Raw genomic sequence first — 24,477 nt, 5'->3', positions numbered from 1 at the left:
TATCAGCCGGGCGTGCCGCACAACCATTTCTGTCATGGAGGAGGCAGCGAGTGGGACATCGCCTATGGAATGGGTGTGTCACTGGGAGTGGTGGGGTTTGGCGGACGATTGGCTGTACTGATGTATATATGGCCGTAGATACGACGATCCATACACTCCCTCACCACCCATCTCATCACCCCTCCCTCACTGCCGCCTTCCCCCATGCTCATGCCCCTGCTCAAGCACGTGGAAAGGCGGTCATGGGGAAATAAGTCCACTTGGAAGACAGCGAAGACAGACTACAACCCATGGTTTTCTCCTACCTTTTTTATGTACCGCCAGATAAACTATGCGACATGACCCACCCCCACGACCAGCTCGCCCAGCAGGTCACCACCGCCCTCAGGAACGCCGACCCCGACACCCTCATCACCACCCTCCACCACCACCACCTCATCGCCGGCACCCCCGCCCAGCACATCAGCAACATCCGCCCCATCCTCGCCGCCGCCCACCGCGACCACCTCAGCCTCCTCAGGCCCCCCGCCGACTTCCACCCCTGGCTGCACGGCATCCTCGCCAGCAACATCGACGGCACCCCCGCCCGCCCCAACACCCGCAACAGCCGCGTCTCCACCCTCCGCGCGCTCTACAAAGCCCTGCGCCGCCTCGGCCTCCTCACCGGCGACCCCCTCGTCGACTTCCAGAACGCCGCCGCCGAACGCGCCGACGACCCCCTCCCCACCACGCAGGACCTGGAGCGCCTCCTGAAAGCCTCCCACAAGGATCCGGCCCTCCACGCCGCCATCCTCCTCCTCTGGCACCACGCCCTCCCCATCGCCGTCCTCCTGCGCCTCAAATGGAGCGCCTTCACCCCCCAAGACGGCACCCTGCTCCGAGGCGACCTCATCACGCCCCTCACTCCCCAGACCGAGGCGGCACTGACCCGCCTCCACCAGCGCGCCGGGTACGACCCCCTCTACGCGGACACGCACGGCCGCACCGAGCACCTCCGCATGTTCCCCTACGACACCCAGGACGCCCTGCGCCTGCGCCTCCGCCAGGTTACCCGCGACGCCGACCTCCCCTTCACTCCCCCAGGCCTGATCCGCCGCGCCGCGCTGCGCGACCACCCCGGCTCGCCTCAAACCCTCGGCTACACCCGCGACAAGGACTACCGAAAAGCCCTCCGGCACGCGCAGGCGCTCGCAGACGCAACACAGACACCCTGAATCGCCCATCTACCGGACGCCGGATGAGTGGGCCAGGGAGGCTGGTGGCTGGCCTGCCGTCCCCATGTGCGGGCAGGACACCGCACATGCGGCCATCATCCCGACCACCGGGTGAAACAGGGAAGACGGCCGTGTACGCTCGTCCTTGAATCGAGTCTCTACTCGAAAGTGTCCAAGCTTTGGGGTCAGGCCACCCAGCCCGACACCCACGTTCACGCCGCGGCACAGCCGCGTGTGACGCGAGAAAGTGAAGAGGGAAACTCCTTAGCGGGAAAAACGGTCTGAGCCGATAGGTCCGCAACACATCCAGGACGGGCAAATCAGATGCCACGATCACCCTGTCCCCCGCAGGGGACAGGGTGATGACCACGTGCATCCAGCCCCCATACACCCACGTCCGCTCGAACAGGGTGCGCACCTGTCCCGGTTGCATCGTCGTGAACAGGTCTCGCACCAGTTCATCCTCAATTCTGATGTTCTCCCGGATGTGGATACAGTGCCGGATGCGTTTCCAGCGCAGAAACGAGCACCACTCGCGCCCCACGAACTCCCGGTCCGCAATCAACACGGCCCAGCGGCGGGCTGGCATCACCTTGAGGAGCCGGGCGACCAGCAGGATCCGGGCAGCAGTGCAGCTGTTGCCTTGATGCGGCAGAATCAACCAGACGAGGGGAATCACCGCGCCCCCAAGTAATACGCCCAAGACGAGGATGTTCAGCGGCGTCTGGCCATAGTGCCAGGTGGTGCGGTCCATGATCACGGTGAGCTTGCCGTCGGGCAGCAAGGGAAGCAGGACGTCTGTGACGTCCTGCGGCGTGAGCTGAGCGTCGTGGAACACGCGGGCCACCGTCCGGGTTTTTGATTCCAACGTGGCTGATCTAGGGAGATGAAGCGCGATCTTGCGGTGAAGCGTGGACTCGGCCTGGAGCACGGCCAGGAGCACTTCGGCAAGACGACGGAGCGCGTCCGTACGGCGGTGTGGCCAGCGAGTGTGCAGGTAGGTGGCCAACGTGTCAGCATGGAAGCGGGCAGTATCGGGGCTCGTCACAGACCCAGATACCGCCCTTTGTCATGTCGCACTGCGTTCAGGACGCCATTTCTCGTGAAGTGTCAGGTGCTGAGACGCGACCCCCAAGACTGGTCGTCGGTCGAGACCCGGCAATAGATGGCGGCGCGCTGTCCCATTTGAACCTCCTGAAATCCAGAGCCGTTTTTGTTCGTGTTCATCATGCCCGTGAGCTGTCCCCTCTGAAGGACTGTTCAATTGGGACACGCCGATCTGCGGATCGGAATGGGACTTGACCGTGTCCGCCCCAGGGTGGGGAGGGGCGTCCGGTTCGCTGACGGAAGCATTGAGGCCTCATCCGCACCACCCGCCGTTCTCCTTGTTCTTCGGCCTTTCCCTGGCGGACGAGCAACGGCCCACCTGTGCCGTGGGCTGCCGCTGGTTCAGCCTCCAGTTTCCTCACTCAGCAGCCCCAGCTCCATCGCCCGCCGTACCGCCTCGGTGCGGTTGCCTGCGCCCAGCTTCGCCAGGATGTTGCTCACGTGGACCTTCACGGTTCCCTCGCTGATACCCATCTGCTGCCCGATGCGTTTGTTGGGCTGCCCGGCGGCCAGGGCCCGGATCACCTGCACCTCGCGCCCGGTCAGGGCGCCGCTGGGTTCCAGGCGGGCCGGCAGCCGCAACTGCTGCGCGAGTGCCTGCGCGACTCTGGCGTGAATGACCTTCTCACCCCGGTGGACGCGCCACAGCGCGTCCAGAATCTCGTCGATCTCCGCGCTCTTGAACAGGTAGCCCGCCGCCCCGGCGTTCAGACCGCCCGTCATGTCCTCCACCTCCTCGAAGGTGGTCAGCAGCACCACCGGGGGACCATGCCTCCGGCGGAATTCCGCTGTGGCCTGAATGCCGTCCATCACCGGCATCCGCACGTCCATCAGCACCACGTCGGGACGCAACTCGTCCGCGAGGTCCAGCGCCTGCCGTCCGTTCTCGGCCTGGGCCAGTACCTGAACGTCGTCTTCCAAGTCGAGCAGCGAGGCCAGACCCTGCCGCACGAGGGGCTGGTCATCCACGATCAGGACCCGCAGGGGCGTCACGCCTGGGCCGGGAAGGGTAGGGTCAGACATAGCTCGAAGACCTCCTCGTCTTGAGTTACCTGGAGCGAACCGCCGAGCGCCTCCAGGCGCGAACGCAACCCGGCCAGCCCCGCGCCCCCACGTGGGTGCTCCGTCCAGCCGGCGTGGGCGGGGCAGCGCGGATTGCGGACCGAAAGGCGGAGTTCTCGCCTGTCGTGGGACAGCCGGGCAGCCACAGGCTGATCGGGCGCGTGCTTGTGGGCATTCGTCAGGGCTTCCTGCAACCCCCGGTACAGGGCGAGTTTGTGCGAGGACGGCAGGGCGGGTTCCTCACCTTCCAGGGTCAGCGTCACCGGGTCAGGCCAGGTCTGGGCCAGATCACGCAGGGCCTGGTACAGCGTCCCGTCAAGTTGCGGTGCTTTCAGGGTAGACACCACCTCCTGAAGCTGCTCCAGGGCCTCGCCGCTGCGTGCCATCACGTTGTCGAGGGACACCGTGATCCGGGGGTCGGTGCCGCCTGCCCTCTGCTGGAGCTTGCGGACACGCTGGGCTTCGAGCCGCAGGGCCGTCAGTTGATGACCCAGCGTGTCGTGCAGTTCGCGTGAGAGGTGGGCACGTTCCTCCAGGGCCGCGTGCTGCAACTCCAGCGCCTGGTAGGCGTGCAACTCGCGGTAGGCCCGGCGCAGGGCCTCCTGCTTCTCCTCGTTCTGGAGCATGAACTCGAAGGCCGCGTAGGTGAAGCCCCCCTGGGTCAGGGTGACGACCACCAATCCCAGCAGCCCAGACCATTCGTCCGGACTGGTGAAGGTGGGCAGCGGGGGAATCAGGATGTAGGTCAGCAGACTGCCCACGAACAGCGCCGCGAACAGACCGAGGGTCTGCCGCAGGGTCAGCCAGTAACGCGCCACGATGGGCGTGACCATCAGGACCGCCGCCGGACGGTCGGCCCAGACCACGAGGACGGAGAACACCAGGGTCGCCAGCAGCAGCAGGACGATCTCGGGTCGTCCGCGCTGACCGGGCCGGATGGCCCACAGGACCGCCGCGAATCCCAGTCCGGCGACCAGCACGCGCAGGAGCACATGTCCGGCGTCCAGCAGGGGCAGCGTGCTGGTGTCCACCGGACTGATGACCAGACTGCGCAGGAAGGTCGTCAGGACGCCCAGCCCCGCGAACAGCACGATGGGTGTCACGCGGGGACGATGGAGAAATGCCCGGACCTCTGGTCGGTTCAGGTAAGCACGCGCCGTCATGGTGTTTCAGAGGGGTGAAGAGACAGCATGAAGGACAGTGTAGGGGGGCAGGATGAGGCCGCGCGTCTGCTGGGGGCGTATGTCGAAAGATATAGGCCAGCTATGTCTTCTGGGAGATGGCAGATGGGGATCAGATGAGTAGATTGCTCACGTATGAGAATGGAAGCACTGCTCCTGTCGGCCCTGATCCTCGCTCCCACTGCTGGCGCTACCGCCGTGCAAGCTGTTCCCGCTCAGGATTTTCGCGTTAGCTATGCTCAGGTAGCACGGAAGACCACGCCCAGCATCTTCACCAAGACCGAGTTGCCCCAGGAGCTGACCGATGCTGAGATGGACGCAGCGAAAGGCGAATTCGTGGCCCTTGTGGCTACGGCTGCTCGTGCCTGCGCTGCAAGCACTGGCTGCTTGAAAGTCGTGGGGACAGCCGCTGGCAGCTTCGCATCGGGCTTCCTTATGGAGTATGTCCAGGTTAAAGTCGCCGATTGGCTCCCCTGATCCACATCTCTATCTACCATCAAGAGGAAAACCATGAAAAGTAAACTGATTGCCGTCCTGATGAGCGCACTGACTCTCTGTGTGTCTGCCACTGCCTCCGCGATTTCTCAGCCGAAACTCGCAGATACACAGACCTTCTCTACCAAGAACGTCGTAGCTTTTTCCTTTCAAACCCCCCTCTACTCCCTGGTATTGAGGGATGTGAAAACTTTATCTGACGAAGAGCTTGAAGCCGTCGAAGGCGAATTCATTCAAGTCGTGATCGCAGCGGGCGTTCGCTGTGCGGCCAACACTGCCTGTCGCGAAACTGCGCAAAAGGCCGCCATGTGGATCGCTGGGGGAGTTGGTTTCGGTACCGGTGCAGCAGTCGGCGGTTGGTTTGCTGAGAACCCTTGAACTCACTCAGGGCAGAGCCGAACCATTCGTAATGGAAGACTAAACCGGAGTACAGCCATACCGCCATGTGCTGTACTCCGGCGTCTGCACGATAGTGTCCGCTGCCCTCGGAGGATCTTGTGGAGTTGCTCGTCTTTATCATCGTATCTCTGTTTGTGACCCCTATGCTCATTCTTTGGGAGTCATACAACAATGTCTACTATGTGAACCCTCGTCGCTTTCTTCCTGTCGCCATTGGCAGAGTTATCTTCCTTCCTGTGATCTTTCTTTTGGCGCAGCGAGTTTCTCCCGGTGAATACATGGAGAACATTGCTCAGGCGCTCATTCTCACGACTTCTATGGCACTCAGCTATCAGTTGTTCGCGCACCGTATCCACCCCCAGCAGGCTCCCTATCATCTGCGGGCCCATACACGTGCCCGAAAGCTCGCTCTGGCCGCCTTCATTACCTTGATCTTGGTCCTCCCAACGGCGCTCAGCGCTTCCGAAGTCATTCGCAGCGTACTGAGCTATGGCGTGATGCCTTCCATGTTCGCAGCCCTAGTCGCCTTCATCGGGAGGGATAAGCTTGCTCCGTAAGCGTTTTGTGGTCGCGCTGATGATCCTTTTCTCCTCTGCTTCCGCCGACTACCGCACCCTCCGCTACTCCTCCGTCGTCGGCCAGACTTCCGACTTCACCTGCGGCCCGGCTGCTCTGGCAACCCTGCTCACCCACTACTACGGGCAGCCCGTGGCCGAGCAGACCCTCGCAGAGCGTTCGGTGGCCGATATGCAGGCACGCGGAAAGGAAGTGGTGGAAGGCATCACCCTACTGGCCCTGCGGAACGCCCTGACTACCGAGAACGTCCCCTCAGCGGGGTACAAGCTCACGCTGGAGCAACTGCGCGGCGTGCTGGCGCAAGGGCTGCCGGTGGTAGCAAACGTCGTCTATCCGAAGGGGCACTACTACCTCGTGCTGGCGGTGGACGACCAGAACGTGCTGCTGGCCGACCCCAGTTGGGGCGTGCGCTCGCAACCCATCCGCAACTTCCTGAACGCCTGGAACGGGGTCGTCCTGATTCCAGAACCCTCGGAAGCTGAAGCCACTCAGGCCCGGACCCAGGTGGCACTGCAACTCAGTAAGTACAGAGAACGCCTCGAACGCCTCAAGACAGGAGCCTGACCATGTTCAAGAACAACCGATGGCGGGCGGGGCTACTGGCCTCGCTCGTCAGTTTCAGTGGAGCGGGCGCTCAGAACCTGCAACCCATCGACCCCCTCCAGCGGCCCCGGACGGGGGCGGGCAGCGCCAGTTTCAGCGTCAGTGCCGGATACGCCCCTGACCTCCGGCAGACACCGGAGGGCCTGACTTCCAGCGTGTCGGGCGGGCTGGGACTCAGCGCCAGCTACAACGTGACGGAACGCTTCGTGGTGACGGCCTCCACCGGTATCGGCGGGGCAAGAACCGAGACCCTGAACGGTGACACCGTGGACGCGGCTTCCCGCCTGAACTGGAATGGCCTGGACGTGGGCGCGCAGTACACCTTCGAGGGGCGGTACGCTCCGGCGCTGGGACTGGACGTGTCTCTCCCAGTGGCGGGCGGCGGCTGGGCTGTGACGGGCAGCGCCTCTGCCTCTTTGCTGCGCGACCCGGTCATTCTGGACGGCACGCTGGCCGCGATCTGGCGCCCGGAAGGCGCCGCGTCCGTCAGCGCCGGTGCGGGTGTGAGCTTCGTGGTGAACGAGGCTGTGACGCTACGGACAGACGCCGTTCAGAGTCTGACCTTCGGCACCCTGACCGTTCCCTCAACCACCCTGGGACTGGGCGGGGCGTACAAGATTGACGAGCAGAACAGCCTCCAGGCCCGCACAACCCTGAACGTCACCGGGGGCCGCACGACCACCGGCCTGAGCGTGACGTACCTTTACCGCCCCTGAGGTTTGCTCATTTCCACTGCACCTGCATACGGCCTATATCGAAAGATATAGGCCGTTGGTGCGTAGGCGGGGCGTGCATTGCCCGGTAGCGTCAGGGGATGAAGACTGTCCCCCGTCAATGGCTGTCCGCCGCTACCCTCTCCGCCCTGCTGCTTTCCGGCGCCGTGCAGGCCGGGGGGGCCGGTGCGCCGCCCGTCGCCCGCCCCGCTGTCCCCGCTGTGCAACCTGCCCAGACTCAGGCCCAGGCTGGCCGCGCTCTGCTGGACAGGGCGCTGAAGGCCAACGGCGGCGACTCTCTCCGGGGGCTGCGCACCATGCAGCAGCGCTCCGAGATGACCTTCGTGGACGCGCAGGGCCAGCCGGTGCTGGTACTGGGCAGCGTGGCCAGCGTGGATTACGCCAACGGCTGGATGCGGGCCACCACCCGTCAGGGAGAGCAGGTCGTCAACGAGCAGTTCCTCACGCCCGAGGGAGCATTCGCGTCCACCCCCCAGTCGGGCACGGTGCCGCTGCCCCGCCAGGAGGCCAAGAGCCTGACCGACTCCTTCTTCTACGGTGCTCCTGGCCTGCGGCAGGGCAACCAGGGCCGCGAATCGGTGAAGAATCTGGGCGAGCAGACCTGGCTCAAGGTGGAAGGCCGCGAAATCAAGGGCACCGTGCTGGAAGTCGTGACCAAAGGCGTGAAGGCAACCTACCTGCTGAACTCACAGGGACTGATCGTGGCCGAGCGGTATCCGATTGAGGGCCTAGGCGAAGTCATCTCGGTCTATGGCAACTTCCAGGCCATCGGCGGGATGCAGGTTCCAGGGATGACGCTGGGCTTCGCGCCGAACGGCACTCTCCTCTACGTCATCAAGGACCTGGAGACCAGGATCAACGTGACGCTGCCCGCCGACACCTTAAAGGTCCCGGAGTGAAGAGGGCAGCCCTGGTTCTGGCCCTCGCGCTGACCCCCAGCGTGCAGGCGGCCCCGGCGCCCACCGTCACCGCCCAGGACCTGTTCGACGAGGTGGTCTACCAACTCGCTTCCTTCTACAGCGGGCCGTCTGATGTGCGGGCCAGCGACCTGCGCCGCAAATACCTGCCAGAGGTGCAGAAGCTCTGCGGCGGCAAGCCCGAGTGTGCGGCGGAGCAAGCTTACGGGCTGATCAAGCAGTTGCTAGGCGACCTGAAAGACGCGCACACCAACTTCTACACGCCGTCCCAGTTGGAGGAGGTCGGCAAGCTCCTCCTGGGCGAACAGGGGCAGCGCCGGACCTTCGGGGCCGTCACGGAAGCCCTGGGTGCAGGTGGGCGCGTGGTGCTGGAGGTGCTGCCCGGCTCCGCCGCCGAGCGGGCCGGGTGGAAGGCCGGGGACGTGCTGCGGCGGGTGAATGGCGTGGCGCTGGACGGTCAGGCCGGACAGGCGGCCCTCGGCCGGGCGTCGGCCCGGGGCACACCCGCCCGCTTTGAGGGGACGCGACAGGGCAAGACGATGAGCACGGTGCTCACGGCAGCGCCCCTCCAGGTCACGCCGGTCAGCCTGAGCCTGCGGCCAGATGGTCTGGCGGTGTTACGTCTGAGGCATTTCAACACGCCGGGCGTGGGGCAGCAGGTCCACGACGCCCTGCGGAAAGTACAGGCGGCGGGAACGAAGGGGGTCATCTTGGACCTGCGCTGGAACAGCGGTGGACGTGTCGAGGAGTTCCTGCTGAGCGCCGGGGCGTTCACCGACCCCACGCCCCTCTTCTTGAAGACCCGTGTCGATGCGGCGAAGATCGGATACGGCGCGGGCCGGTACCTGGTGAACGGCAAGGCGCAGGAACAGCCGAGGATCAAGACGCCGGTCCGGTACACGGGGCCGCTGGCAGTGCTGGTAGACGAGGGCACGGCCAGTTCCGCCGAGTTCCTCACCCGGACCCTGCTGGGCCGCCCCTCCACCCAGGTGATCGGGGAGGCCACCGCCGGCGTGGGCGACACCGCGACCCGCTTCATTCCCCTGACCGATGGCTCGGGGTTGCAATTGACCTTCGCCCGGATGCTCGACGCCGCAGAGCAGCCGTTGGGAGCCCGTATCACGCCGCAGGTGGGAGCCAGCGTGGACTTGGCCAGACTCGCCCGCACTGGTCGGGACAGCGCCCTGGAGCAGGCCGCCACGCTGCTGAACAGATAGCACCTCACTGGACGGGCCTGAGCACCATTCCAGTGAGGGCCAGATGGGGGGTAGTTGGCTGGAACTAGACTCTGTTGGCGAATTCAGGTGAGGGCTCCCAGACTCCGCATTTCTCGTTGCCGAGTCGCGATGATCCGCCCCGCTGAACAGCAGTTTTCGAATTTGCCAACAAAGTCGAACTATGCCCGACATCACTGAAATGGGAGCGTCCGGGGCCTATCCCCGGACGTGTCAAAAGAGCTCCCACTCGAGAGTTTCGTCTGTCAGAACCTCGTCTATCCAGCCCAACACCACGCTCAGCAGGGCAATATCAAGCTCCGCAGAAGATAGGGTAGTTGGCTGGAAACAGACTCTGTTGGCGAATTCCCGGGTGGGGGTAACAATGCGCTATGAGTCTGCATGCAGCCCCTCTGGCCGAGATCCCGACGCGGACAGCCGAGCTCGTCCGCATCATCCTCCCCAAAGGCAACACCATTACACAACTGCGAGACTGCTTTGGCGCCGTTTACTCCGACGATCAGTTTCGGTCCCTCTACCCGACTCGGGGTCAACCAGCCTACGCGCCCTGGCGGTTGGCCCTGGTCACGATTTTCCAGTTTCTCGAACACCTCAGTGATCGGCAGGCCGCGGAGCACGTCCGCACCCGACTGGACTGGAAGTACGCCCTGGCCCTCGAGCTCGAAGATCTCGGGTTTCACTACAGCGTCCTGAGTGAGTTTCGCGCTCGTCTGGTTGCAGCTGACCAGGGCGAGATGCTCTTCAACACGTTCCTACAGGCATGTCGGGATCACCACCTCCTCAAACCCGGTCGGCAGCGCACAGACAGTACCCACGTTCTGGCCCGGATGCGGATGCTGAACCGTCTGGAACTGATCGGCGAGACGCTGCGCGTCGCGCTGGATGACCTTGCGACCGTCATTCCCGAGACGCTGTGTCAAGTCATTCCTGCCGCATGGTGGGCACGATACGGCAGAAGAGTTGAGGAAGGTTCCCTTCCTCACTCTGAACCCAGCCGTTCTGAACTCGCGCAAACGATCGGTGAGGACGGCTTTTTTCTCATGACCTCGCTGCTGAATGACACCGCGCTCAACCCCTTGCTGGATCGTCCAGCGTTAGCCATGTTGCGGCAGGTCTGGTTGCAGCAATTTCAACGAGAACTTTCAGGCCTGGGTGTTACGCAGATCAAACTGCGTGCCCAGGAAGACACACCGCCGGCCGAATCCAGGCGGTGTACACCACATGAAGCCGAAGCGAGGGCCAGCATCAAACGCCACACTCGCTGGCAGGGATACAAAGTCCATTTCACCGAGTGCTGCGACGAAGCCGGACCCCGCTTGATCACCCACGTGAAGACGACAACAGCAACGCAGCCGGACGTGCAGGTCAACGACACCATTCAGACGGAGCTGATCGCAAGGGCCTTGCGGCCAGAAACGCATCTCGTCAATGCTGGATATCTTTCAGGGGATGGACTCGTCGAGAGCCAGGCGCGAGGAATCGATCTGGTCGGACCCCTCCGCGAATCCAGCAGTTGGCAAAGTCGGACAGCAGACGCTTTTGACCTCTCCGCCTTCGTGATTCAGTGGGAACAGCGTCAGGTGACCTGTCCTGCAGGACAGGTCTCTACGATGTGGTCGGAACGATCACTCTCATGGACGAGACGACCAGCGGTACAGGTCAAATTTTCTGCGTCCAGCTGTCGAAACTGCTCGCTACAGTCGCGCTGCACACGTGCGAAATCCGGAGTGAGAACTCTTGGCTTTCCTGATCGCGTGACATTCGAATTCTCAGGTCACCCCAACCACCGCAACACAGACGCGGGGAGGCATCGTCTCCCCGCATTCACCGGCTTCACAACTGCGCAATTGGTCTTCAGCCCTACGATTCAAATCTTACGTCCCAGTCTGTGCCGAACGTAGTCCTTTCCAGCGTGCAGGCCAGCATCACTGATGCTGGCCTGCAGATCGCCTGTGCGTGCGCTCCCGCTCGACCGTTAGAACTGAAAGCCCATCAGTGTGTACAGCGCGGCGCCCAGTTCGGCGCGGGTCACAGGTTCAGCTGGGCGGGCCGCGCTGGCGCGGAGATCCAGTAGCCCCGCGGCAATGGCCGCCCCCAGGGCCTGCCGGCCGGCGTCGGTGGTGGCCGTGCCCGCGTCAGTGGCGCCCAGTGGTGAGGCCGGCAGCGCCCGCAGCTGTACGAAGTCGTACGCGCCAGCGAGTGCGAGCGCCGTTTCCTCGCGGGTGGCGGGGCGGTCAGGTTCAAACCGGCCCCCGGGGGCCGTGAGCCATCCGCGTGACGTGGCCACACGGATGGCCGCCGCGTCCGCGTGGGTGGCCGGCACGTCACTCAGGTCCGGTACTGTTTTCTCGCCCGCGCCACTGGCGAACACCAGGGCCGCCGCCAGTTCCGCCCGGGTGACGCTGCGCTGCGGTGCAAACAGGCCGCTGGGCAGGGGGGGCAGCAGGCCACGGAACGCGACGGTGGTCAGTTCCGCCTCCCTGGAATGCCCGCGCAGGTCACGGGGCGCGGTGGGCGCCTGCCCGCCCAGGCTGACTGGGGCCACGTCCATGCGCGCATTCAGCACCGTGTACGCGTCCACGCCGGTCACGGAACCGTAGTGGCCCTGCGTGTCGGCTGTTTTGCTGAGGGTCACGCGGTACCCGTACCCGTAGGTGGTGCCCGGCCGGAAGCGCAGGTACAGGCCGGACGTCTGGGTGGCGGTGTTGTCCACGAGGCCGTAGGTGAGCAGCGTGCGGAAAGCGTCGTTGCCCGCCAGGTCTGTGCTCGTGCGGGGGGTGGCTTCGTACTCGTCCCCTGGTTTGATCAGGCTTTTCTTCGGGTTGACGGTGACCGCCAGCGTTGCAGGGTTCACACGGTCGCCGCTCATCAGGTAGTGCAAGCGCAGGTTGCCCAGATGCACGCCCAGCGGACCAGCCTCGCGCGTGGCGGCCCGGGCGTCCATGATGCTCAGGCCGCCGCTGCCCAGCACCTCGACCATGCCGTCGGGCGTGACCAGCATGGCGGTATTTTCATCGAGACCAAACCCGATTTTGGTGGCGCCTGCCGTCAGGTACGTGGCCATGCGGGCGTGTCGGCCGGCGTAGGTGTTGAAATGCTGATCGACAATGCCGGCGCTGAACAGGCCAAATCCAGGGGACAGGGACACGCCGCGCTGGTCCGCCAAGGGCGCCACGCCGAAGTCGAGGCTGTCCATCGGCACGCCGAACGCTGAGGGCATGATGACGCTCTGAATGCTTGCCCCGGCCGATGTGCCGCCAATCACGCCGCCGCGCTCCGCCCAGAGGGCGCGGATGTCTTTCAGGGCTGGCGTGTCGCTGCCGTCGGGGTTTACGAAGGCCTTCTGCAGCCGCAACTGGTCTCCGCCAACCAGCCACACGGCGGTGGCGGCGTTGATCGCATTCAGGACTTCAGGGGCTTTGACGGCACTGTCTGCATTCTTGCTGGTGATGTCCAGAATGGTCACGCGGTCGGCGGGCACGCCCAGGGCTTCCAGATCCTCTTTGAAGCGGCGGCTGCTGCTCAGGCTGCTGCTCGCTGTGGGCACGATCACCACCTTCGCTGCAGTTCGGCCGCCAGCCGCCTGCAGGAACGCGTCATAAACAGGGGCGTTGTCACTGCGCAGCCCACCGCCCACGATCAGAAGGTGTCCCCGCGCGGCTTGCGACGCGCCTGAGAGCGTCAGTGAAGCGAGTGTAAAAGCCAACGTCAACGTCCGTTTCCGCATAGTTCTCCCTCAATTGTGAACTTGGTCAGAATGCTAACACAGGCCCTGCGCCATGCCCTCGGGCACGCTTGCGGCTGGCCGCTGAGCGCGCTGACACGCAGGCAGAAGGCACGTCGCGTTCAGAGCGCTTCATCGCCTGTGGCGCAAAGGAGGAGCCCTGCCCTGATCTGTCAAGGGTTTGGTGGAGCCTCAGTTCGGGATGGGGGCCTGCTCCTCGAAGGCCATCGGTGACCGATAGCCCAACGACGAGTGACGACGACGACGGTTATAGAACACCTCAATCCACTCGAACACCTCTGTCCGTGTCTGGGCACGACCCCACTGCGCTTCACTGAGTCCCATCTCCGTCTTCAACGTCGCAAAAAAGCTCTCCTGGACAGCATTATCCCAACATTCTCCTTTCTCGCTCATGCTCTGAACGGCCTGCAATCTGTCCAGCGCCTGCTCGTATACGTCGCTCGTGTACTGACTTCCTCGATCCGAGTGATGCAGCAGTCCTCCTGGTGGTTTCCGACGCCCTACGGCCATCTCCAACGCCGCTGTGACCAGCGGCGTCTGAAGTCGCTCATTCAGCGCCCAGCCGACAATTTTCCGCGAATACAGGTCCATCACCGTCGCCAGGTACAGCCAGCCCTCATGCGTCGGTAAATACGTGATGTCCGTCACCCACTTCTGGTTCGGGCGGTAATGCTCCAAGGATGACTTCCAGAATCTGACCCTCTCGATGCGAGGGACGAGCAAACTGGGGTCACGACACGGATCGGCCCTGGCTGTACGCTAAGGTTGCGAAAACGGTCATTTCTGCACCGTTCGTCGCGGTCCAGGTCGTCCAGCGCACAGGGGTTGCGAATCGCCATCGCAGAACGCTGGCCATGGCAGCAGGGCAAGGTCACGGACTCGTATCGTGACCCCCCACTCCGACTATGTTCCGGGACGCCGTCTGGGCGATGCCAGGGCCAGCAACGCCACCACCGCACCGACCATGCCTAGCACGACCGGAGTCTGAGGCGCCCACCGCACCTCAGTGGGCGCCGTTCGATTCATGAAGGCCTGCACTGGAGCGCAGCCCTGGTCAGATCCGGACAGCCCCGCGAAGGCTTCGCCCGGATACGTCACAGCAAGCTGCACCACGAACGGATCGCTGTGGAACGCCGAAGTTCTCCCCTGCCCCCCGTGCAACGCGAACAGCAGCGCGGTGCTCAGTCCCAGCGCGACGAGCAGGCTCAACACCGGGGAGAGAACACGCCGCAGGGCAGCGGCGACCGCGAGCGCCACCACGCCGCGCATCCACAGCAGGCCCAGGGCCGCCCCGTACACGGCGTACAGTTGCTCCGGCGGCCACCACGCCGGCACGTTCAGCCCGGCGACGAGCAGCGCCACACCACTGACCAGGGTGGCCAGCGCGAGCAGCCCCAGACCGCTCAGCACCCGCGCGCCGAACAGTCCCCCCGGCGTGAGGGGCGTGAGCGACAGGAAGGCTTCGTCCTGACGCACCCGTGACCCGACCCAGGCCCCGAGCGCGATCAACAGCAGTGCTCCAGCCTCAGCAAACCAGGGCCGGGCAAAGTTCAGGGGCAGCAGGAGGGGCTCGCCCTGGCGCAGCACCCAGCCGCAGGCCGTCGGTCCCAGCGTACCGAGTTGCGTGGCGACGGTCAGGCCGGCGAGGGCGCAGATGACCGCGGTGCCCGGCGCCGCGAATCGCCACGTGCGCCCTTCGATCCAGCGCAGCGCCGGTCCCGGTCCAACGGCGCTCACGCCGCGCCCCGGTCGTTCATCAGGTCGGCGTAGGTGCGCGACAGTGGGCAGGGGCGGGCCTGCACGTCCAGGGGCCGCAGGGAGCTCAGGGCGGCGAGGACGCCGTCTGCCGGACCGCCGAGGTGCACGTGGAGCGTGCGGCCCTCCAGGGAGAGGTCGCGCACACCCTCCACCTGACGCAACTCGTCGAGTGCCCGGGCGGGTAGCACGTCGGGCAACACCACCTGAAGGGTGCTCGACGCGGCACGCAGGTCGTCCAGGTCCGCTGCGAGTCGGATCTCACCGGCCTTCAGGAAGACCGCGCGGTCGGCGAGGCCCTCGACCTCAGGCAGCACATGTGAACTGAGCAGCACGGTGCCACCATCGGCGGCGAAGGTCGCAACGGCAGCGGATAGCCGGTCGCGGTGCTCGGGGTCCAGGCCGTTGCCTGGTTCGTCGAGGAGCAGCACGCTCGCCCCGCAGCCGAACGCGCAGGCGAGGGCCAGTCCCATGCGCTGCCCGGTGCTGAGGGTTCCTGCCCGGCGGTCCAGCGGCACGTGGAGTGCGGCCGCAGCCTCGAGGGCGCGCCCGGCGTCCCACGCGGGATAGGCGCGCGCCCCGAAAGTGAAGTGGGCGCGCGCGTCCTCGCTGGTCATCACGGCGCCGCCTGTGGGGACGAGGACCACCTGCTGGCGCCAGGCGATGGACCCGGCGGCGTGCCTGTCACCGGCGCGCAGCGTGCCGGCGTGTGGCGGAAGGATGCCGGCGAGGACACGCATCAGGGTGGTCTTGCCGCCACCGTTGGGTCCGAGGAGCGCCGTGATCGACCCGGCAGGCAGGTCGAGGTTCACGTCCCGGAGAACTTCGCGTGCGCCTCGGCGGACGTGGAGGCCCTGCGCGATCAGTGCACTCACTGAACCCTCCGGCTGGTGGCTGGTTCATGCCAGACGTCGTCAACCACGGCGTGCGCTTCGGCGGCGCTGACGCCGGACAGCCGCAGCGCGCCGAGCAGCGTGCGGAGTTCCGTGAGGTCATCCGTGAGGGCCCCGCGTCCGAGGACGCTGGTGCCGGCTCCGGCGCGGTTCTCGGTGCGTCCACTGCGTTGCAGGCTCGCGTAGGCTTTGCTGACCGTGTTGGGAGCCAGGCGCAGGTGTGCGGCTAGCGTGCGGATGGTGGGGAGGGTGTCGCCGGGCCGCAGGACGCCGCGATCGATGGCCCGTTCGAACGCCTGCTGGAGTTGCACGGAGACGGGGATGCCGCTGTGGGGGTCGATGGCCGCGGCGAGCCACGTCAGTAGACCGGTCTGCCGCTCGTCTTCTTGTCTCATATAATTGAGACAATGCGACAGGAGGACGGAGAAGTCAAGTGCGAACGTCGTGCGTGCCAGCGAAAAAGTGCTGACTGCAGGACTCACCAATTTTTGTAAGGCAACGGGTCACGACACGAACTCGACTGCCCTGCCCGCTCATCCCATTGCAGCTCAAAAATGTGTGCAGGACGAACGACAGGGCCAAATTCACTTGACCGCGCACCGTGCGATTTCCTGTTGCCATGACCAAGGGTTCTGCAATATCGATTCGCAACACATGAATACCGTGCGCATCGGACCGCAACGCATCGTGCATGAACGACCGTTTTCGCAACCTTAACGTACAGCCAGGGCCCATCCGTGTCGTGACCCCAAACTGGAGATCACCATGGGAAAACAGCGAAAAACCTGGAGCACCGACGTCGGTAATGCTCCAGGTTTGACTTCAAGCGGCGTTACGAGCGTTCGCCGACGAGGTGAGTGTAGACCAGGGCGTGGCGTAGCCGAGCGCCGAATGACGGCGCTCGTGGTTGTACCACCGGCGAAAGTCCGGCATGGCCGCCCGGACATCGGCCATCGAGTGCCAGTCCTAGCGGAACGCGAACTGGTATTTGTACGTCCGGTTGAGGCGTTCGAGAATCCCGTGCCGCCCGGCTGAGACACCTTGCAGCGGACCCAACTGCCATACTGATGGGCGGCCTCGATGCGGAGCAGGCGAGGACGCTGCTGGAGCCGCTGGATAACGCGCGGGGTCTGCTGGGCACACTGGTAATGCTGAACAAACGAGTGCGGCGGCAGCAGGTGGCGGTGCGCGGGCCCGACCCAGTCAAGAAGACGCCCGAAGCCTGATCCGCTCAGGACTGGTGTTCAGTCACCCGGCTGCGCCCGCCGCGCCCGGCGGAACGCCGCCTCCCACTCGGCGTAATGTACCCACGCCGGATCGAGTCCTACCTTGAACCGCGCCACCACGAACGCCGCGTCAAGCCGTCGCAGCACCCCGCACCGCGCTGGACTCAGGTGATGTCGGTAGAGCCGCAGGATCACCGCGACCTTCTCCCGCGCACTCCCCTCCATGAACAATGCCCGGCACACCTGACCCTGTAGCGCGTCGAGCGGATGCCGCACCTCAGGCACGGGCACGTCCACCTCCGCCAGCCACTCCATCAGCGTCACCGTCTCTTCCGGGGTGGGCAGCGCGCCGGGCAGCGGCACGCCCAGCTCGTCCAGCCCCACCACCTGAACCGGGGTGTCCGGGCCGTACTCGGAGAGCAGATCCGCCGCGAACTGCGCCGCCGCTTCCGGCAGATCGAACTGCAACTCGTACTCCCCACCATGCACGAACTCATGCCCGTTCACCCGCACGACCCACCCCGCCGGAGCAACCTCCGGCGTGACCTGAGTCATGACCTCAGGAGTGACGTCCGCCGTACGCTGGGCGGACATCGGCTTGATGTGAATGACCCGTGCGCGTGACATACCCCACGGTACACGCCCTTACCGGCACCAGATAGTGACGCGCGAGACGACCGCCCACGCACCCACGTTGAGTCTCACCCGAGTAGAGTTCAGTCGGCCTCGCTAAACGCTTCACCCGGCACCCCGCGAATCACTCGGCCCGTGATCAGCACCTCCACGCGTGACCCCCGCCGACCCGTGCGGACCTCCTGCACGCTCAGTCGTCCCCCCTCCACATCCGCCGCCAGGGCCCGCAGCTGCGCTGCCACATCTGCCCGCACCTCCGCCTCACTGACCTGAAGCACTGGCAGCGGAGTGACCCGCCGCACCCGCACTTCACCCAGCTCCTCGTACCGGGACTTCACCCCGTCCAGGTAATTCGCCAGCGGCACACACGCATTCCCGTGGAAGCCCTCAAGGCGCGGCTCCCACGCCTCCAACACCGAGGCCGCCTCCTCCGCGTCATACAGCAGCGGCCCGACCGGCAAGCTGAACTGACGCAACTTCCCCAGCAGCAGCTCCTGTATCTCATCCAGCAGCGCCAGCCCCTCTGGATGCTCCCGCTGCATTCGCCGCTCCTCCTCCACGTCCCCCAGCAGCGCCGCCGCCAGCACCGCCGTGTCATCCGTCCGCCCCGTGTGTTCACCCATCAGTGACGCCACGTGATGCCCCATGCGGATAAACCACCCCAGGTACCCATGCGGGTACGCCTCGCCGTTCTCCTTCCCGTCCGTCAACCCCTCATTCGACCCGTACGAGTGCCGCACAAAATCCGGCCACGCCCGGTCTCCACTGGGTTCCGGAGGCTCCATGTTCAGGTTCACACGTTCAGACATGCTTACCAGTGTAGGCACCGCACCCGCCCCGTCCGCCCGCACCTGAGCACAGGAACAGGGGAGAAGACCAAAGCTTCTCACAGCTCTGCTCCACACACAAAGATGTCAGTCAACTCAGGCCGCAGTTCCCACTACGCCAAGTCATTCCAGGTACCCAGCTCTGAATCCCAGGTGCCTGCCGTACGCTCGCCACTCGCCACAGCCCCGGCATAGGCCGCCACCCGAGCCATGAGCGTCTCCACATCAGGCGGCAGACTGGTCAGATCGCCGCGCCAGGCCCGGACATACCGGTCCCACTTGCGCTTCAGGTCTGCATCAACCGCAAAGTCCGGGGCAAGCACCGAGGGGACGTCGTCAAAGCGGGTGTTGCGCTGGGGCCAGCTGCGCTCCATCACGTCCCGCAGCAAGCCGGCATCAAGGCCCTCACGCGAACTGGCCAGCCACAGGTCGTGCAGATCATTCATGCGGCTGACGCCGATGCCGTAATCCACCAAGGCGGCAAATTTGTCCGACACCATCACCTCCAGCGGGTAAGCCGCAAAGCGCACCCCCTCAGGAAGGAGCACCGGCGGGAATTCAAGGTCCATCGGCGGGAGCATCGACCCGGTGTTGAACGTGACATCGAGCTGAAGAGGGAGACGCTGGTTGGTGCCGCGCAAGCCCACGGCCATCACGACGCGCACCCCCGGCACGTCACGCTGCTCGTTGATCATCTCAGCCGTGAACGCCTGCGGGAACTCGAGAGCATCATCAACGGGGAGTGCACCACTGGCATGAGCAATGGCGCAGATCTCCTGAATGATGGCCCGCACCGCATCGACGTCGCTGTCAATGCCCTGGGCTGACAGGTCGATATCCCGCGTCGGGCGCGCCCGGTCTCCATAGCGCGCCAGCATCGTGACGCCCCCTTTGACCACGAAGCGGTCGAGATACGGACTCACCGCCAGGCGCGCCAGGAAGCCCTGCTGCACATAGCTCACCTGCAGATTCGGGAGCGCGGCGTTCATGTTGCCCGTCGCCTGCGCCAGATTCCGAAGCCGGGCGTGGACGCTCGCTCCGCTCAGGGGCCTAGACGTCATGGAACAGCACCTCCAGGTCGCGGCGCAGCTCATCGAGCACCTTGTTCACCTTGGCGGCGTCAAAAAGCGCGCTCCGGCTGCCGCCCTGGCGCAGGTAGTTCTTGAGGCCCTCAAGGTAGAGGGTGCGGCCCTGCTTGGCGCTGTATTTCAGCAGATCGGCCACCGTCTTGGCCGCCGAGTAAGTCACCAGCTTGCGGCCATTCACCCCGATCTCCTCGAGACCATAGTCATACGACGCGGTGCTGAAGTAGACCGCCTCGGCATGGGCGCGCTCGAGGTTGGGCAGGTGGCGGTTTCTCGGAATGGCCACTTGGAAGAGGCTGTTCACCCTGGTGGTCAGGCCGTGTAGCTCCAGCGCCGCGCCCAGGGCTGGGCGCGCCCACGGCACCCGCAGTTGCAGCTCAAGCAGCTGCTCAGCCGCAGCCGAACCTGTGACCGGCGCTTCCACGTCGCGGTAGACGCCGCGCTCAACGCGCTCGATCTTGCCCTCCTTCAGGAGCCGGGTGAAGTACACCGAGGGAAAGCCGCATTCCTCACCCTCCTGGCGGGTAAGGTAGCCCCCACGTGAGTGAAACACTGCGCGCAGCAGGTTCTCGCGCCGGGAGGCGTCATACACCTGCATCTTGTGATTGAAGTGACTCAGGACCTTGACGTTCATGTCCTCATGATCGTCAAACCACCAGGACAGTGGCGCACGAGTTTCAGGCGGCTGATTGGTCAGACACGGCACCGTGCGGTCACTCCGCTCCTGACCAATGGGCGCGCACATCGTCTCCGCTGAAAGGCGTGGCCGCTTCGAGTAGTCGGCTGTACTGGTGTACTTGCAGTGCAACAGCGGCCGAAGCTTGTTTCCACCACATGAGACAATCGGCGCGGCGTCATTTTCGCCACTGGTCAGCATCCACCACTTGTTGTCGTCGAGCGCTGCGGTGGTCTTCCCAACTGCCACGGGATTGGGCTCGCCCAGCACAAACGGCAGACCGGCGTGTTTCTTTTCCGGACTGGATAGTGTTGTTGTCGACATCGGTGCCTCCTGCACGGCATATGTTCCGAAGGGAAGGACGATCAGCAAATCATCATTAAGTTCGGAACTCTATGACATATATTAGATTATCATAGACTTTAGAACAAACCGACGGAATTTATGAGGTAGAACGGAATCTCATCACTCAGCCGCTTTCCAAAGCCCCCACTGGGCTCGGGTGCGCTTGCTTGCGACGTTCAGGATGGGATTCCCCCTCATTTGCGCAGGTGGGGTTGAGCCTCACCGTAGGAGGCAGGCACATGAGAAAACGGACCATGTACACGGCCGAATTCAAGCGGCAGGCCCTCGAACTGGCCGACCGTCCAGACATTGGTTCGAGACGAGCCGCTCAGGACCTCGGCATCAATAGACCTCCTGCGAAAGTCCCCCGCTCCCCTGCGTAAGTGAGCCACGACCGTCTGGAACACCTCCGAAAGCTGAACCGCACGCGCTTCAAACGGCACACTGGGATCCCCCGAAACATTCGCCGAGATGGAACTCGTCCTGAACCAGCGAGAACGCTCCAAGAAGGCGTCCCGACCGTCACGGACGGTGACACCCTGGTGATCCGGGGCGTGAAGGTCCGCCTGCACGGCATCGACGTGCCGGAATCCACTCAGCAGTGTCTGCGGACCGGGAAGACCTACGGCTGCGGGCGGGAGGCGGCATCCGCCCTGGCAGACCTGGTGCGGAACAAGACCGTCACCTGCATCCGCAAGGACACCGACCGCTATGGGCGCCTGGTCGGCGTGTGCACGGTCGGCGGGACAGAAGTGAACCGCTGACTGGTCCAGCAGGGCTGGGCGCTACCCTACCTCCAGTACGGGGGCGGCATTTACAGCGGCGCGGCGAGTCAGGCAAAGGTCTGTACGCGGACACATTCCAGAACCCGTGGGACTACTGCAAGAACCCCCGCAACCCGCCTACAGCCAGGACGGCCCAGACGAATACCCTGCCGCCCATCCCGGCCACGACCAGCGTCACCTACGCGAACTGCGCCGCAGTGCGGGCCGCCCGGACGGCGCCGCTCCTGCGTGACCAGCCGGGATACGCGCCGAAACTCGAACGGGATGACGATGGGGTGGCCTGCGAGTGAATTGCAGCGCAAGCACGCAGGGTACTCCCGCCCCCCCTTGGCTGGCGTGGTTCGTGCTTCGTGGCCTGCAGTCGGGCATGACGCTCGGGCAGCTACTGGGTGGGCACCTGCCTGCGCCGTGGTGGGCCTGGGCGGTCAAGCCGCCAATCGTCCTGCTCATCACGGTGCTCCTCGGCCGGCGCCGCAGTTCGCGCCTCTTCGCCGCAGGGATCATGCTCATCCCCAGCTGGACAGGCGGCCTGCTGTTACACGGCCTCGTCGCGGTCGCCGTGCGGGTCCTGCTGCGCGGCGCCACCAGCTGACGTCATCATCAACCACATACCGCACCTGCACCACGTCCCTGCCTCACCCAGCGGTCAGGCCGCCTGGTGGTCTTCCGTACGCCGCCACACCGCACAAGGCCCCCGCCATTTCTGGCGGGGGCCGACCGTGGAGATCCGTTACAGGTTGCCCTTGAGGGTGCTGGCGACCTTGAAGGCCACCTTCTTGCCGGCGGGAATCTGGATCCTCTCGCTGGTGCCGGGTTTCACGCCGGTGCGGGCGGCGGTGGCTTTGACACTCAGCGTGCCCAGACCGGGCAGGCCCACGCTCTGGCCCGCACGGATGGCATTCACGATGGCCTCCATGGCCGCGCTGACCGCTTCCTCACTCTGCTTCTTCGTCAGGCCAGTCTTCTCGGCGACCATGTCCACCATCTGGGTCTTGGCGACTTTGTTCACTTCGGCATTAGGCGCGGCTTTCGCAGCAGGTGCAGCCTTCTCAGCGGGTTTCTTGGCAGCAGGCTTCGTCGCAGGGGCTTTCGCAGATTTTTTCGTCATGGCGCGAGTCTGACCGTTCCCACGCCCAGACGCAAGAGGACGAGACCTTAAAGGAGTCAGCGTGTACGACGCCGCACCAGCCCTGACGTGGTAAATTCCAGCTCAGCGTGTCCTGCTCAAAGCGGTCGCTCGCTTCACACAAGCACACGGGATGCCACTGCTGGATCTCAGGCTGCCTGACGCCGGCGCACGCGCCGGGCTCCTCCTGCCAGACGTGATCCGCCATCCAAGTGCAGCGCCGCTGAACATCGTCACCTTGCTCGAACAGCACTGCGGACTCGAAGAAATCGATGCTGCGAACCAGTAGGACTTCCGTCAGGGAAGCTGCGATCAGGCCCTCGGAAGCGAATGACAGGATGGACGCTCTCCTGAAGTGAAGTCCCATTCACGCCCGCGTACAAGCCCCTCCCGGCGCTCTCCGCTGAGCGCCGGGAGGGGCTTGTACGCGGGCACCTTCCGGAATCCCTGGGACTACCGCAAGAATCCGGGCAGTCCGCCCACCGCCGACCGCCGGCACGGCCCGAACCAGCATCATGACGCTCGTCCTGGCCACGACAAGCGTCATGTACGCGAATTGCGCTGCTGGGAAGGCGCCTCTCCTGCGTGGGCCGCCGGGGTACGCGCCGAAACTCGACCAAGACGAGGGTGGTCTGCCACCAAATTTCGCCATGTACGTAATCTGTAGTGGTATTCTCGAAAAAGACGCCCTCCTCAAGGGTCAATCCTTCGCCACTCCTCCAGCAGAGGTACGCCATGGCCAACGTCCAGACCCACTTCATCACCTTCCACACCAGGATCAAACTCGCGCAGTACGATGAGAACAAGACGCTCCGTGACGCTCGCGACGAAGTTATCGACGCCCTCCGGGCCGGGCTGAAGACCCTGTTCCAGGACAAAGGCAAGCCAGTGCCCACCTTCACTTCCTTCAATCAGGGCAGCTACGCCATGAACACCGGCGTTAAGCCCCTCGACAGCCGCGAATACGACATCGACGTCGGCCTCGACTTCGACCTGATCACCGACGACCACGACCCCGTCGAGGTCAAAATCTGGATCCGTGACGCCCTCAAGCTTGAGAGCATCACCTCCGAGATCCGCCGACCGTGCGTGACCGTCTTCAAAGACGGATACCACGTCGATCTCGCCGTGTACGCCCGCCCGCGATACAACACCTCCCTGCACCTCGCCAAGGGCAAAGAGAACTCCGGCGCCGCTCACCGCGTGTGGCAGGTCAGCGACCCTCAAGGGCTCAAAGACCTGATCGCCAACCGATTTGCCGGTGACGACGCCCGGCAGTTCCGCCGCACCATCCGCTACTTCAAGCGCTGGCGGGACGAGAACTTCAGTGCCGACGGCAACGCCGCTCCCATCGGAATCGGCCTGACCGTCGCGGCCTACCACTGGTTTCAGGTGCAGAAGACCACCAGTTGGATGGACAACAAGGTCACGTACGACGATCGGCTTGCCCTGGAGCGCTTCGTCCGCACGCTCACCCAGAACTTCACTCAGGTCTGGGATCACGACGAGCAACGCCGGTACCCGCGTCTGGCCGTCACCCTGCCCGTCCAGCCCTCCAGCGACCTCTTCGAGAGGATGACTAACAAGCAGATGGACGCGTTCAAACAGAAGCTCGACGCTCTCCTGACTGCCCTCGAACAGGCCCGGCAGGAGCTCGACGTTCACGACGCCTGCGCCATCCTTGAGGCGCAGTTCGGTGAAGCCTTCCCCGTACCCGACAAGCAGGAATCCTCCAAGACTACACGGGCCGGCATCTCCGGATCGGGGTCGTCTGGCTGCTGAGCCGGGCAGCGCGGCCGCCTCACACGGGCCGCTGCTGCTCACGTTCGCGGCGGAGGTCGGGTGGACTGACGTCCGA

General features: G+C 64.6%; 27 protein-coding genes and 2 pseudogenes. 14 read left to right on the top strand and 15 right to left on the bottom strand.

Translation table 11 applies throughout. The annotated features are described in order from the left end of the window. Positions 1-338 precede the first annotated feature (338 nt). Positions 339-1,214, top strand: a complete 876-nt coding sequence (locus CBQ26_RS12120) for a hypothetical protein (RefSeq protein ID WP_088248891.1) — start codon at positions 339-341, stop codon at positions 1,212-1,214. Between the two features lie 280 nt (positions 1,215-1,494). Here CBQ26_RS12120 and CBQ26_RS12115 read toward each other — a convergent pair. The 3 genes and pseudogenes from CBQ26_RS12115 to CBQ26_RS12105 form a co-directional block, all read right to left on the bottom strand. After that, positions 1,495-2,262 (bottom strand): annotated as a pseudogene (locus CBQ26_RS12115) (transposase family protein); the annotation flags it as partial. Positions 2,263-2,663: 401 nt separating this feature from the next. Beyond that, positions 2,664-3,344 (bottom strand): response regulator, encoded by a 681-nt coding sequence (locus CBQ26_RS12110; RefSeq protein ID WP_088248890.1) that lies wholly within the window; start codon positions 3,342-3,344, stop codon positions 2,664-2,666. After that, the gene (locus CBQ26_RS12105) at positions 3,311-4,486 is read right to left on the bottom strand and encodes a sensor histidine kinase (RefSeq protein ID WP_172418059.1); all 1,176 of its coding nucleotides are present in this window, start codon (positions 4,484-4,486) and stop codon (positions 3,311-3,313) included. The genes CBQ26_RS12110 and CBQ26_RS12105 overlap by 34 nt, the downstream gene beginning before the upstream one ends. A 219-nt stretch (positions 4,487-4,705) precedes the next feature. On the opposite strand from CBQ26_RS12105, the gene CBQ26_RS12100 reads away from it, so the two are divergent. The 8 genes from CBQ26_RS12100 to CBQ26_RS12070 all read left to right on the top strand — a co-directional run bounded on the left by CBQ26_RS12100 (position 4,706) and on the right by CBQ26_RS12070 (position 11,424). Then, the gene (locus CBQ26_RS12100; protein ID WP_143342089.1) at positions 4,706-5,041 is read left to right on the top strand and encodes a hypothetical protein; all 336 of its coding nucleotides are present in this window, start codon (positions 4,706-4,708) and stop codon (positions 5,039-5,041) included. 33 nt (positions 5,042-5,074) lie between these two features. Beyond that, positions 5,075-5,437: a hypothetical protein gene (locus tag CBQ26_RS21340; protein WP_143342088.1), complete on the top strand. Its 363-nt coding sequence runs from the start codon at positions 5,075-5,077 to the stop codon at positions 5,435-5,437. A 119-nt stretch (positions 5,438-5,556) separates the two neighbouring features. Continuing rightward, positions 5,557-6,015, top strand: coding sequence for a hypothetical protein (locus CBQ26_RS12095; RefSeq protein WP_078305451.1), 459 nt, complete (start codon positions 5,557-5,559; stop codon positions 6,013-6,015). Continuing rightward, entirely contained in the window at positions 6,005-6,598 is a 594-nt protein-coding gene (locus CBQ26_RS12090; RefSeq protein WP_143342087.1) for a C39 family peptidase, read from the top strand. The genes CBQ26_RS12095 and CBQ26_RS12090 overlap by 11 nt, the downstream gene beginning before the upstream one ends. A gap of 2 nt (positions 6,599-6,600) precedes the next feature. Beyond that, complete coding sequence (locus CBQ26_RS12085; protein ID WP_088248886.1) at positions 6,601-7,353, top strand: hypothetical protein; 753 nt, start codon at positions 6,601-6,603, stop codon at positions 7,351-7,353. A 98-nt stretch (positions 7,354-7,451) separates the two neighbouring features. After that, positions 7,452-8,270, top strand: a complete 819-nt coding sequence (locus tag CBQ26_RS12080) for a hypothetical protein (protein WP_143342086.1) — start codon at positions 7,452-7,454, stop codon at positions 8,268-8,270. Then, positions 8,267-9,505 (top strand): S41 family peptidase, encoded by a 1,239-nt coding sequence (locus CBQ26_RS12075; protein WP_088248884.1) that lies wholly within the window; start codon positions 8,267-8,269, stop codon positions 9,503-9,505. Before CBQ26_RS12080 ends, CBQ26_RS12075 begins: the two co-directional genes overlap by 4 nt. A 389-nt stretch (positions 9,506-9,894) precedes the next feature. Beyond that, positions 9,895-11,424 (top strand): transposase, encoded by a 1,530-nt coding sequence (locus CBQ26_RS12070; protein WP_088248883.1) that lies wholly within the window; start codon positions 9,895-9,897, stop codon positions 11,422-11,424. A 74-nt stretch (positions 11,425-11,498) separates the two neighbouring features. Here the strand turns inward: CBQ26_RS12070 and CBQ26_RS12065 are convergent, their stop codons facing one another. The 6 genes and pseudogenes from CBQ26_RS12065 to CBQ26_RS22540 form a co-directional block, all read right to left on the bottom strand. Continuing rightward, positions 11,499-13,250 carry a cyanophycinase gene (locus CBQ26_RS12065; protein ID WP_088248882.1) on the bottom strand — a complete coding sequence of 584 codons (1,752 nt, stop codon included), beginning with the start codon at positions 13,248-13,250 and terminating at the stop codon, positions 11,499-11,501. A 189-nt stretch (positions 13,251-13,439) separates the two neighbouring features. Then, positions 13,440-13,934: pseudogene (locus CBQ26_RS12060) on the bottom strand (IS3 family transposase); the annotation flags it as partial. Positions 13,935-14,171: 237 nt separating this feature from the next. Next, positions 14,172-15,005 (bottom strand): hypothetical protein, encoded by an 834-nt coding sequence (locus CBQ26_RS12055; RefSeq protein WP_088248880.1) that lies wholly within the window; start codon positions 15,003-15,005, stop codon positions 14,172-14,174. Further along, the gene (locus CBQ26_RS12050; RefSeq protein ID WP_088248879.1) at positions 15,002-15,898 is read right to left on the bottom strand and encodes an ATP-binding cassette domain-containing protein; all 897 of its coding nucleotides are present in this window, start codon (positions 15,896-15,898) and stop codon (positions 15,002-15,004) included. Before CBQ26_RS12050 ends, CBQ26_RS12055 begins: the two co-directional genes overlap by 4 nt. Continuing rightward, positions 15,895-16,311 carry a GntR family transcriptional regulator gene (locus tag CBQ26_RS12045; RefSeq protein WP_088248878.1) on the bottom strand — a complete coding sequence of 139 codons (417 nt, stop codon included), beginning with the start codon at positions 16,309-16,311 and terminating at the stop codon, positions 15,895-15,897. Before CBQ26_RS12045 ends, CBQ26_RS12050 begins: the two co-directional genes overlap by 4 nt. Before the next feature lie 427 nt (positions 16,312-16,738). Beyond that, positions 16,739-16,849, bottom strand: a complete 111-nt coding sequence (locus tag CBQ26_RS22540; protein ID WP_244898039.1) for a transposase — start codon at positions 16,847-16,849, stop codon at positions 16,739-16,741. Between the two features lie 134 nt (positions 16,850-16,983). Between CBQ26_RS22540 and CBQ26_RS21910 the strand changes: the two genes are divergently transcribed. Then, positions 16,984-17,142 (top strand): hypothetical protein, encoded by a 159-nt coding sequence (locus CBQ26_RS21910; RefSeq protein WP_172418053.1) that lies wholly within the window; start codon positions 16,984-16,986, stop codon positions 17,140-17,142. Positions 17,143-17,160: 18 nt separating this feature from the next. Here CBQ26_RS21910 and CBQ26_RS12035 read toward each other — a convergent pair whose 3' ends face one another. The 4 genes from CBQ26_RS12035 to CBQ26_RS12020 all read right to left on the bottom strand — a co-directional run bounded on the left by CBQ26_RS12035 (position 17,161) and on the right by CBQ26_RS12020 (position 20,735). Next, positions 17,161-17,697: a hypothetical protein gene (locus CBQ26_RS12035; protein WP_143342085.1), complete on the bottom strand. Its 537-nt coding sequence runs from the start codon at positions 17,695-17,697 to the stop codon at positions 17,161-17,163. A gap of 161 nt (positions 17,698-17,858) precedes the next feature. Then, positions 17,859-18,584 carry a hypothetical protein gene (locus tag CBQ26_RS12030; protein WP_088248875.1) on the bottom strand — a complete coding sequence of 242 codons (726 nt, stop codon included), beginning with the start codon at positions 18,582-18,584 and terminating at the stop codon, positions 17,859-17,861. A gap of 131 nt (positions 18,585-18,715) precedes the next feature. Then, positions 18,716-19,591 (bottom strand): nucleotidyl transferase AbiEii/AbiGii toxin family protein, encoded by an 876-nt coding sequence (locus CBQ26_RS12025; RefSeq protein ID WP_172418056.1) that lies wholly within the window; start codon positions 19,589-19,591, stop codon positions 18,716-18,718. A 61-nt stretch (positions 19,592-19,652) separates the two neighbouring features. Then, entirely contained in the window at positions 19,653-20,735 is a 1,083-nt protein-coding gene (locus CBQ26_RS12020; protein ID WP_088248873.1) for a type IV toxin-antitoxin system AbiEi family antitoxin domain-containing protein, read from the bottom strand. A 356-nt stretch (positions 20,736-21,091) separates the two neighbouring features. Between CBQ26_RS12020 and CBQ26_RS22210 the strand changes: the two genes are divergently transcribed. The 3 genes from CBQ26_RS22210 (at position 21,092) to CBQ26_RS12010 (ending at position 22,085) form a co-directional block, all read left to right on the top strand. Then, positions 21,092-21,472, top strand: a complete 381-nt coding sequence (locus CBQ26_RS22210; protein ID WP_216360359.1) for a thermonuclease family protein — start codon at positions 21,092-21,094, stop codon at positions 21,470-21,472. Next, a complete protein-coding gene (locus CBQ26_RS22855) occupies positions 21,439-21,783 on the top strand; it encodes an excalibur calcium-binding domain-containing protein (protein WP_280522592.1) in 345 nt (114 codons plus the stop codon). Before CBQ26_RS22210 ends, CBQ26_RS22855 begins: the two co-directional genes overlap by 34 nt. A gap of 77 nt (positions 21,784-21,860) precedes the next feature. Continuing rightward, entirely contained in the window at positions 21,861-22,085 is a 225-nt protein-coding gene (locus CBQ26_RS12010) for a hypothetical protein (RefSeq protein WP_143342084.1), read from the top strand. A gap of 138 nt (positions 22,086-22,223) precedes the next feature. Here the strand turns inward: CBQ26_RS12010 and CBQ26_RS12005 are convergent, their stop codons facing one another. Both CBQ26_RS12005 and CBQ26_RS21905 read right to left on the bottom strand, forming a co-directional pair. Further along, on the bottom strand, positions 22,224-22,601 hold the full coding sequence (locus CBQ26_RS12005) for an HU family DNA-binding protein (RefSeq protein WP_088248870.1): 378 nt from the start codon (positions 22,599-22,601) through the stop codon (positions 22,224-22,226). After that, a complete protein-coding gene (locus CBQ26_RS21905) occupies positions 22,543-22,986 on the bottom strand; it encodes a hypothetical protein (protein ID WP_172418052.1) in 444 nt (147 codons plus the stop codon). The genes CBQ26_RS12005 and CBQ26_RS21905 overlap by 59 nt, the downstream gene beginning before the upstream one ends. Before the next feature lie 368 nt (positions 22,987-23,354). On the opposite strand from CBQ26_RS21905, the gene CBQ26_RS12000 reads away from it, so the two are divergent. Further along, positions 23,355-24,401, top strand: coding sequence for a cyclic GMP-AMP synthase DncV-like nucleotidyltransferase (locus CBQ26_RS12000; protein WP_088248869.1), 1,047 nt, complete (start codon positions 23,355-23,357; stop codon positions 24,399-24,401). Positions 24,402-24,477: the final 76 nt, after the last annotated feature.

Source organism: Deinococcus indicus (genome assembly GCF_002198095.1).
GTDB lineage: Bacteria > Deinococcota > Deinococci > Deinococcales > Deinococcaceae > Deinococcus > Deinococcus caeni.
This window is presented reverse-complemented; position numbering and strand designations above follow the sequence as displayed.

Coding starts and splice junctions, on each gene's coding strand:
- CBQ26_RS12045 (WP_088248878.1), bottom strand. CDS start 16,311: ATGAGACAAGAAGACGAGCGGCAGACCGGTCTACTGACGTGGCTCGCC.
- CBQ26_RS12000 (WP_088248869.1), top strand. CDS start 23,355: ATGGCCAACGTCCAGACCCACTTCATCACCTTCCACACCAGGATCAAA.
- CBQ26_RS22540 (WP_244898039.1), bottom strand. CDS start 16,849: ATGCCGGACTTTCGCCGGTGGTACAACCACGAGCGCCGTCATTCGGCG.
- CBQ26_RS21910 (WP_172418053.1), top strand. CDS start 16,984: ATGGGCGGCCTCGATGCGGAGCAGGCGAGGACGCTGCTGGAGCCGCTG.
- CBQ26_RS21905 (WP_172418052.1), bottom strand. CDS start 22,986: ATGGGACTTCACTTCAGGAGAGCGTCCATCCTGTCATTCGCTTCCGAG.
- CBQ26_RS12085 (WP_088248886.1), top strand. CDS start 6,601: ATGTTCAAGAACAACCGATGGCGGGCGGGGCTACTGGCCTCGCTCGTC.
- CBQ26_RS12030 (WP_088248875.1), bottom strand. CDS start 18,584: ATGTCTGAACGTGTGAACCTGAACATGGAGCCTCCGGAACCCAGTGGA.
- CBQ26_RS12010 (WP_143342084.1), top strand. CDS start 21,861: ATGACGCTCGGGCAGCTACTGGGTGGGCACCTGCCTGCGCCGTGGTGG.
- CBQ26_RS12070 (WP_088248883.1), top strand. CDS start 9,895: ATGAGTCTGCATGCAGCCCCTCTGGCCGAGATCCCGACGCGGACAGCC.
- CBQ26_RS12005 (WP_088248870.1), bottom strand. CDS start 22,601: ATGACGAAAAAATCTGCGAAAGCCCCTGCGACGAAGCCTGCTGCCAAG.
- CBQ26_RS21340 (WP_143342088.1), top strand. CDS start 5,075: ATGAAAAGTAAACTGATTGCCGTCCTGATGAGCGCACTGACTCTCTGT.
- CBQ26_RS12100 (WP_143342089.1), top strand. CDS start 4,706: ATGGAAGCACTGCTCCTGTCGGCCCTGATCCTCGCTCCCACTGCTGGC.
- CBQ26_RS12025 (WP_172418056.1), bottom strand. CDS start 19,591: ATGAACGCCGCGCTCCCGAATCTGCAGGTGAGCTATGTGCAGCAGGGC.
- CBQ26_RS12110 (WP_088248890.1), bottom strand. CDS start 3,344: ATGTCTGACCCTACCCTTCCCGGCCCAGGCGTGACGCCCCTGCGGGTC.
- CBQ26_RS12035 (WP_143342085.1), bottom strand. CDS start 17,697: ATGACTCAGGTCACGCCGGAGGTTGCTCCGGCGGGGTGGGTCGTGCGG.
- CBQ26_RS12065 (WP_088248882.1), bottom strand. CDS start 13,250: ATGCGGAAACGGACGTTGACGTTGGCTTTTACACTCGCTTCACTGACG.
- CBQ26_RS12120 (WP_088248891.1), top strand. CDS start 339: ATGACCCACCCCCACGACCAGCTCGCCCAGCAGGTCACCACCGCCCTC.
- CBQ26_RS12080 (WP_143342086.1), top strand. CDS start 7,452: ATGAAGACTGTCCCCCGTCAATGGCTGTCCGCCGCTACCCTCTCCGCC.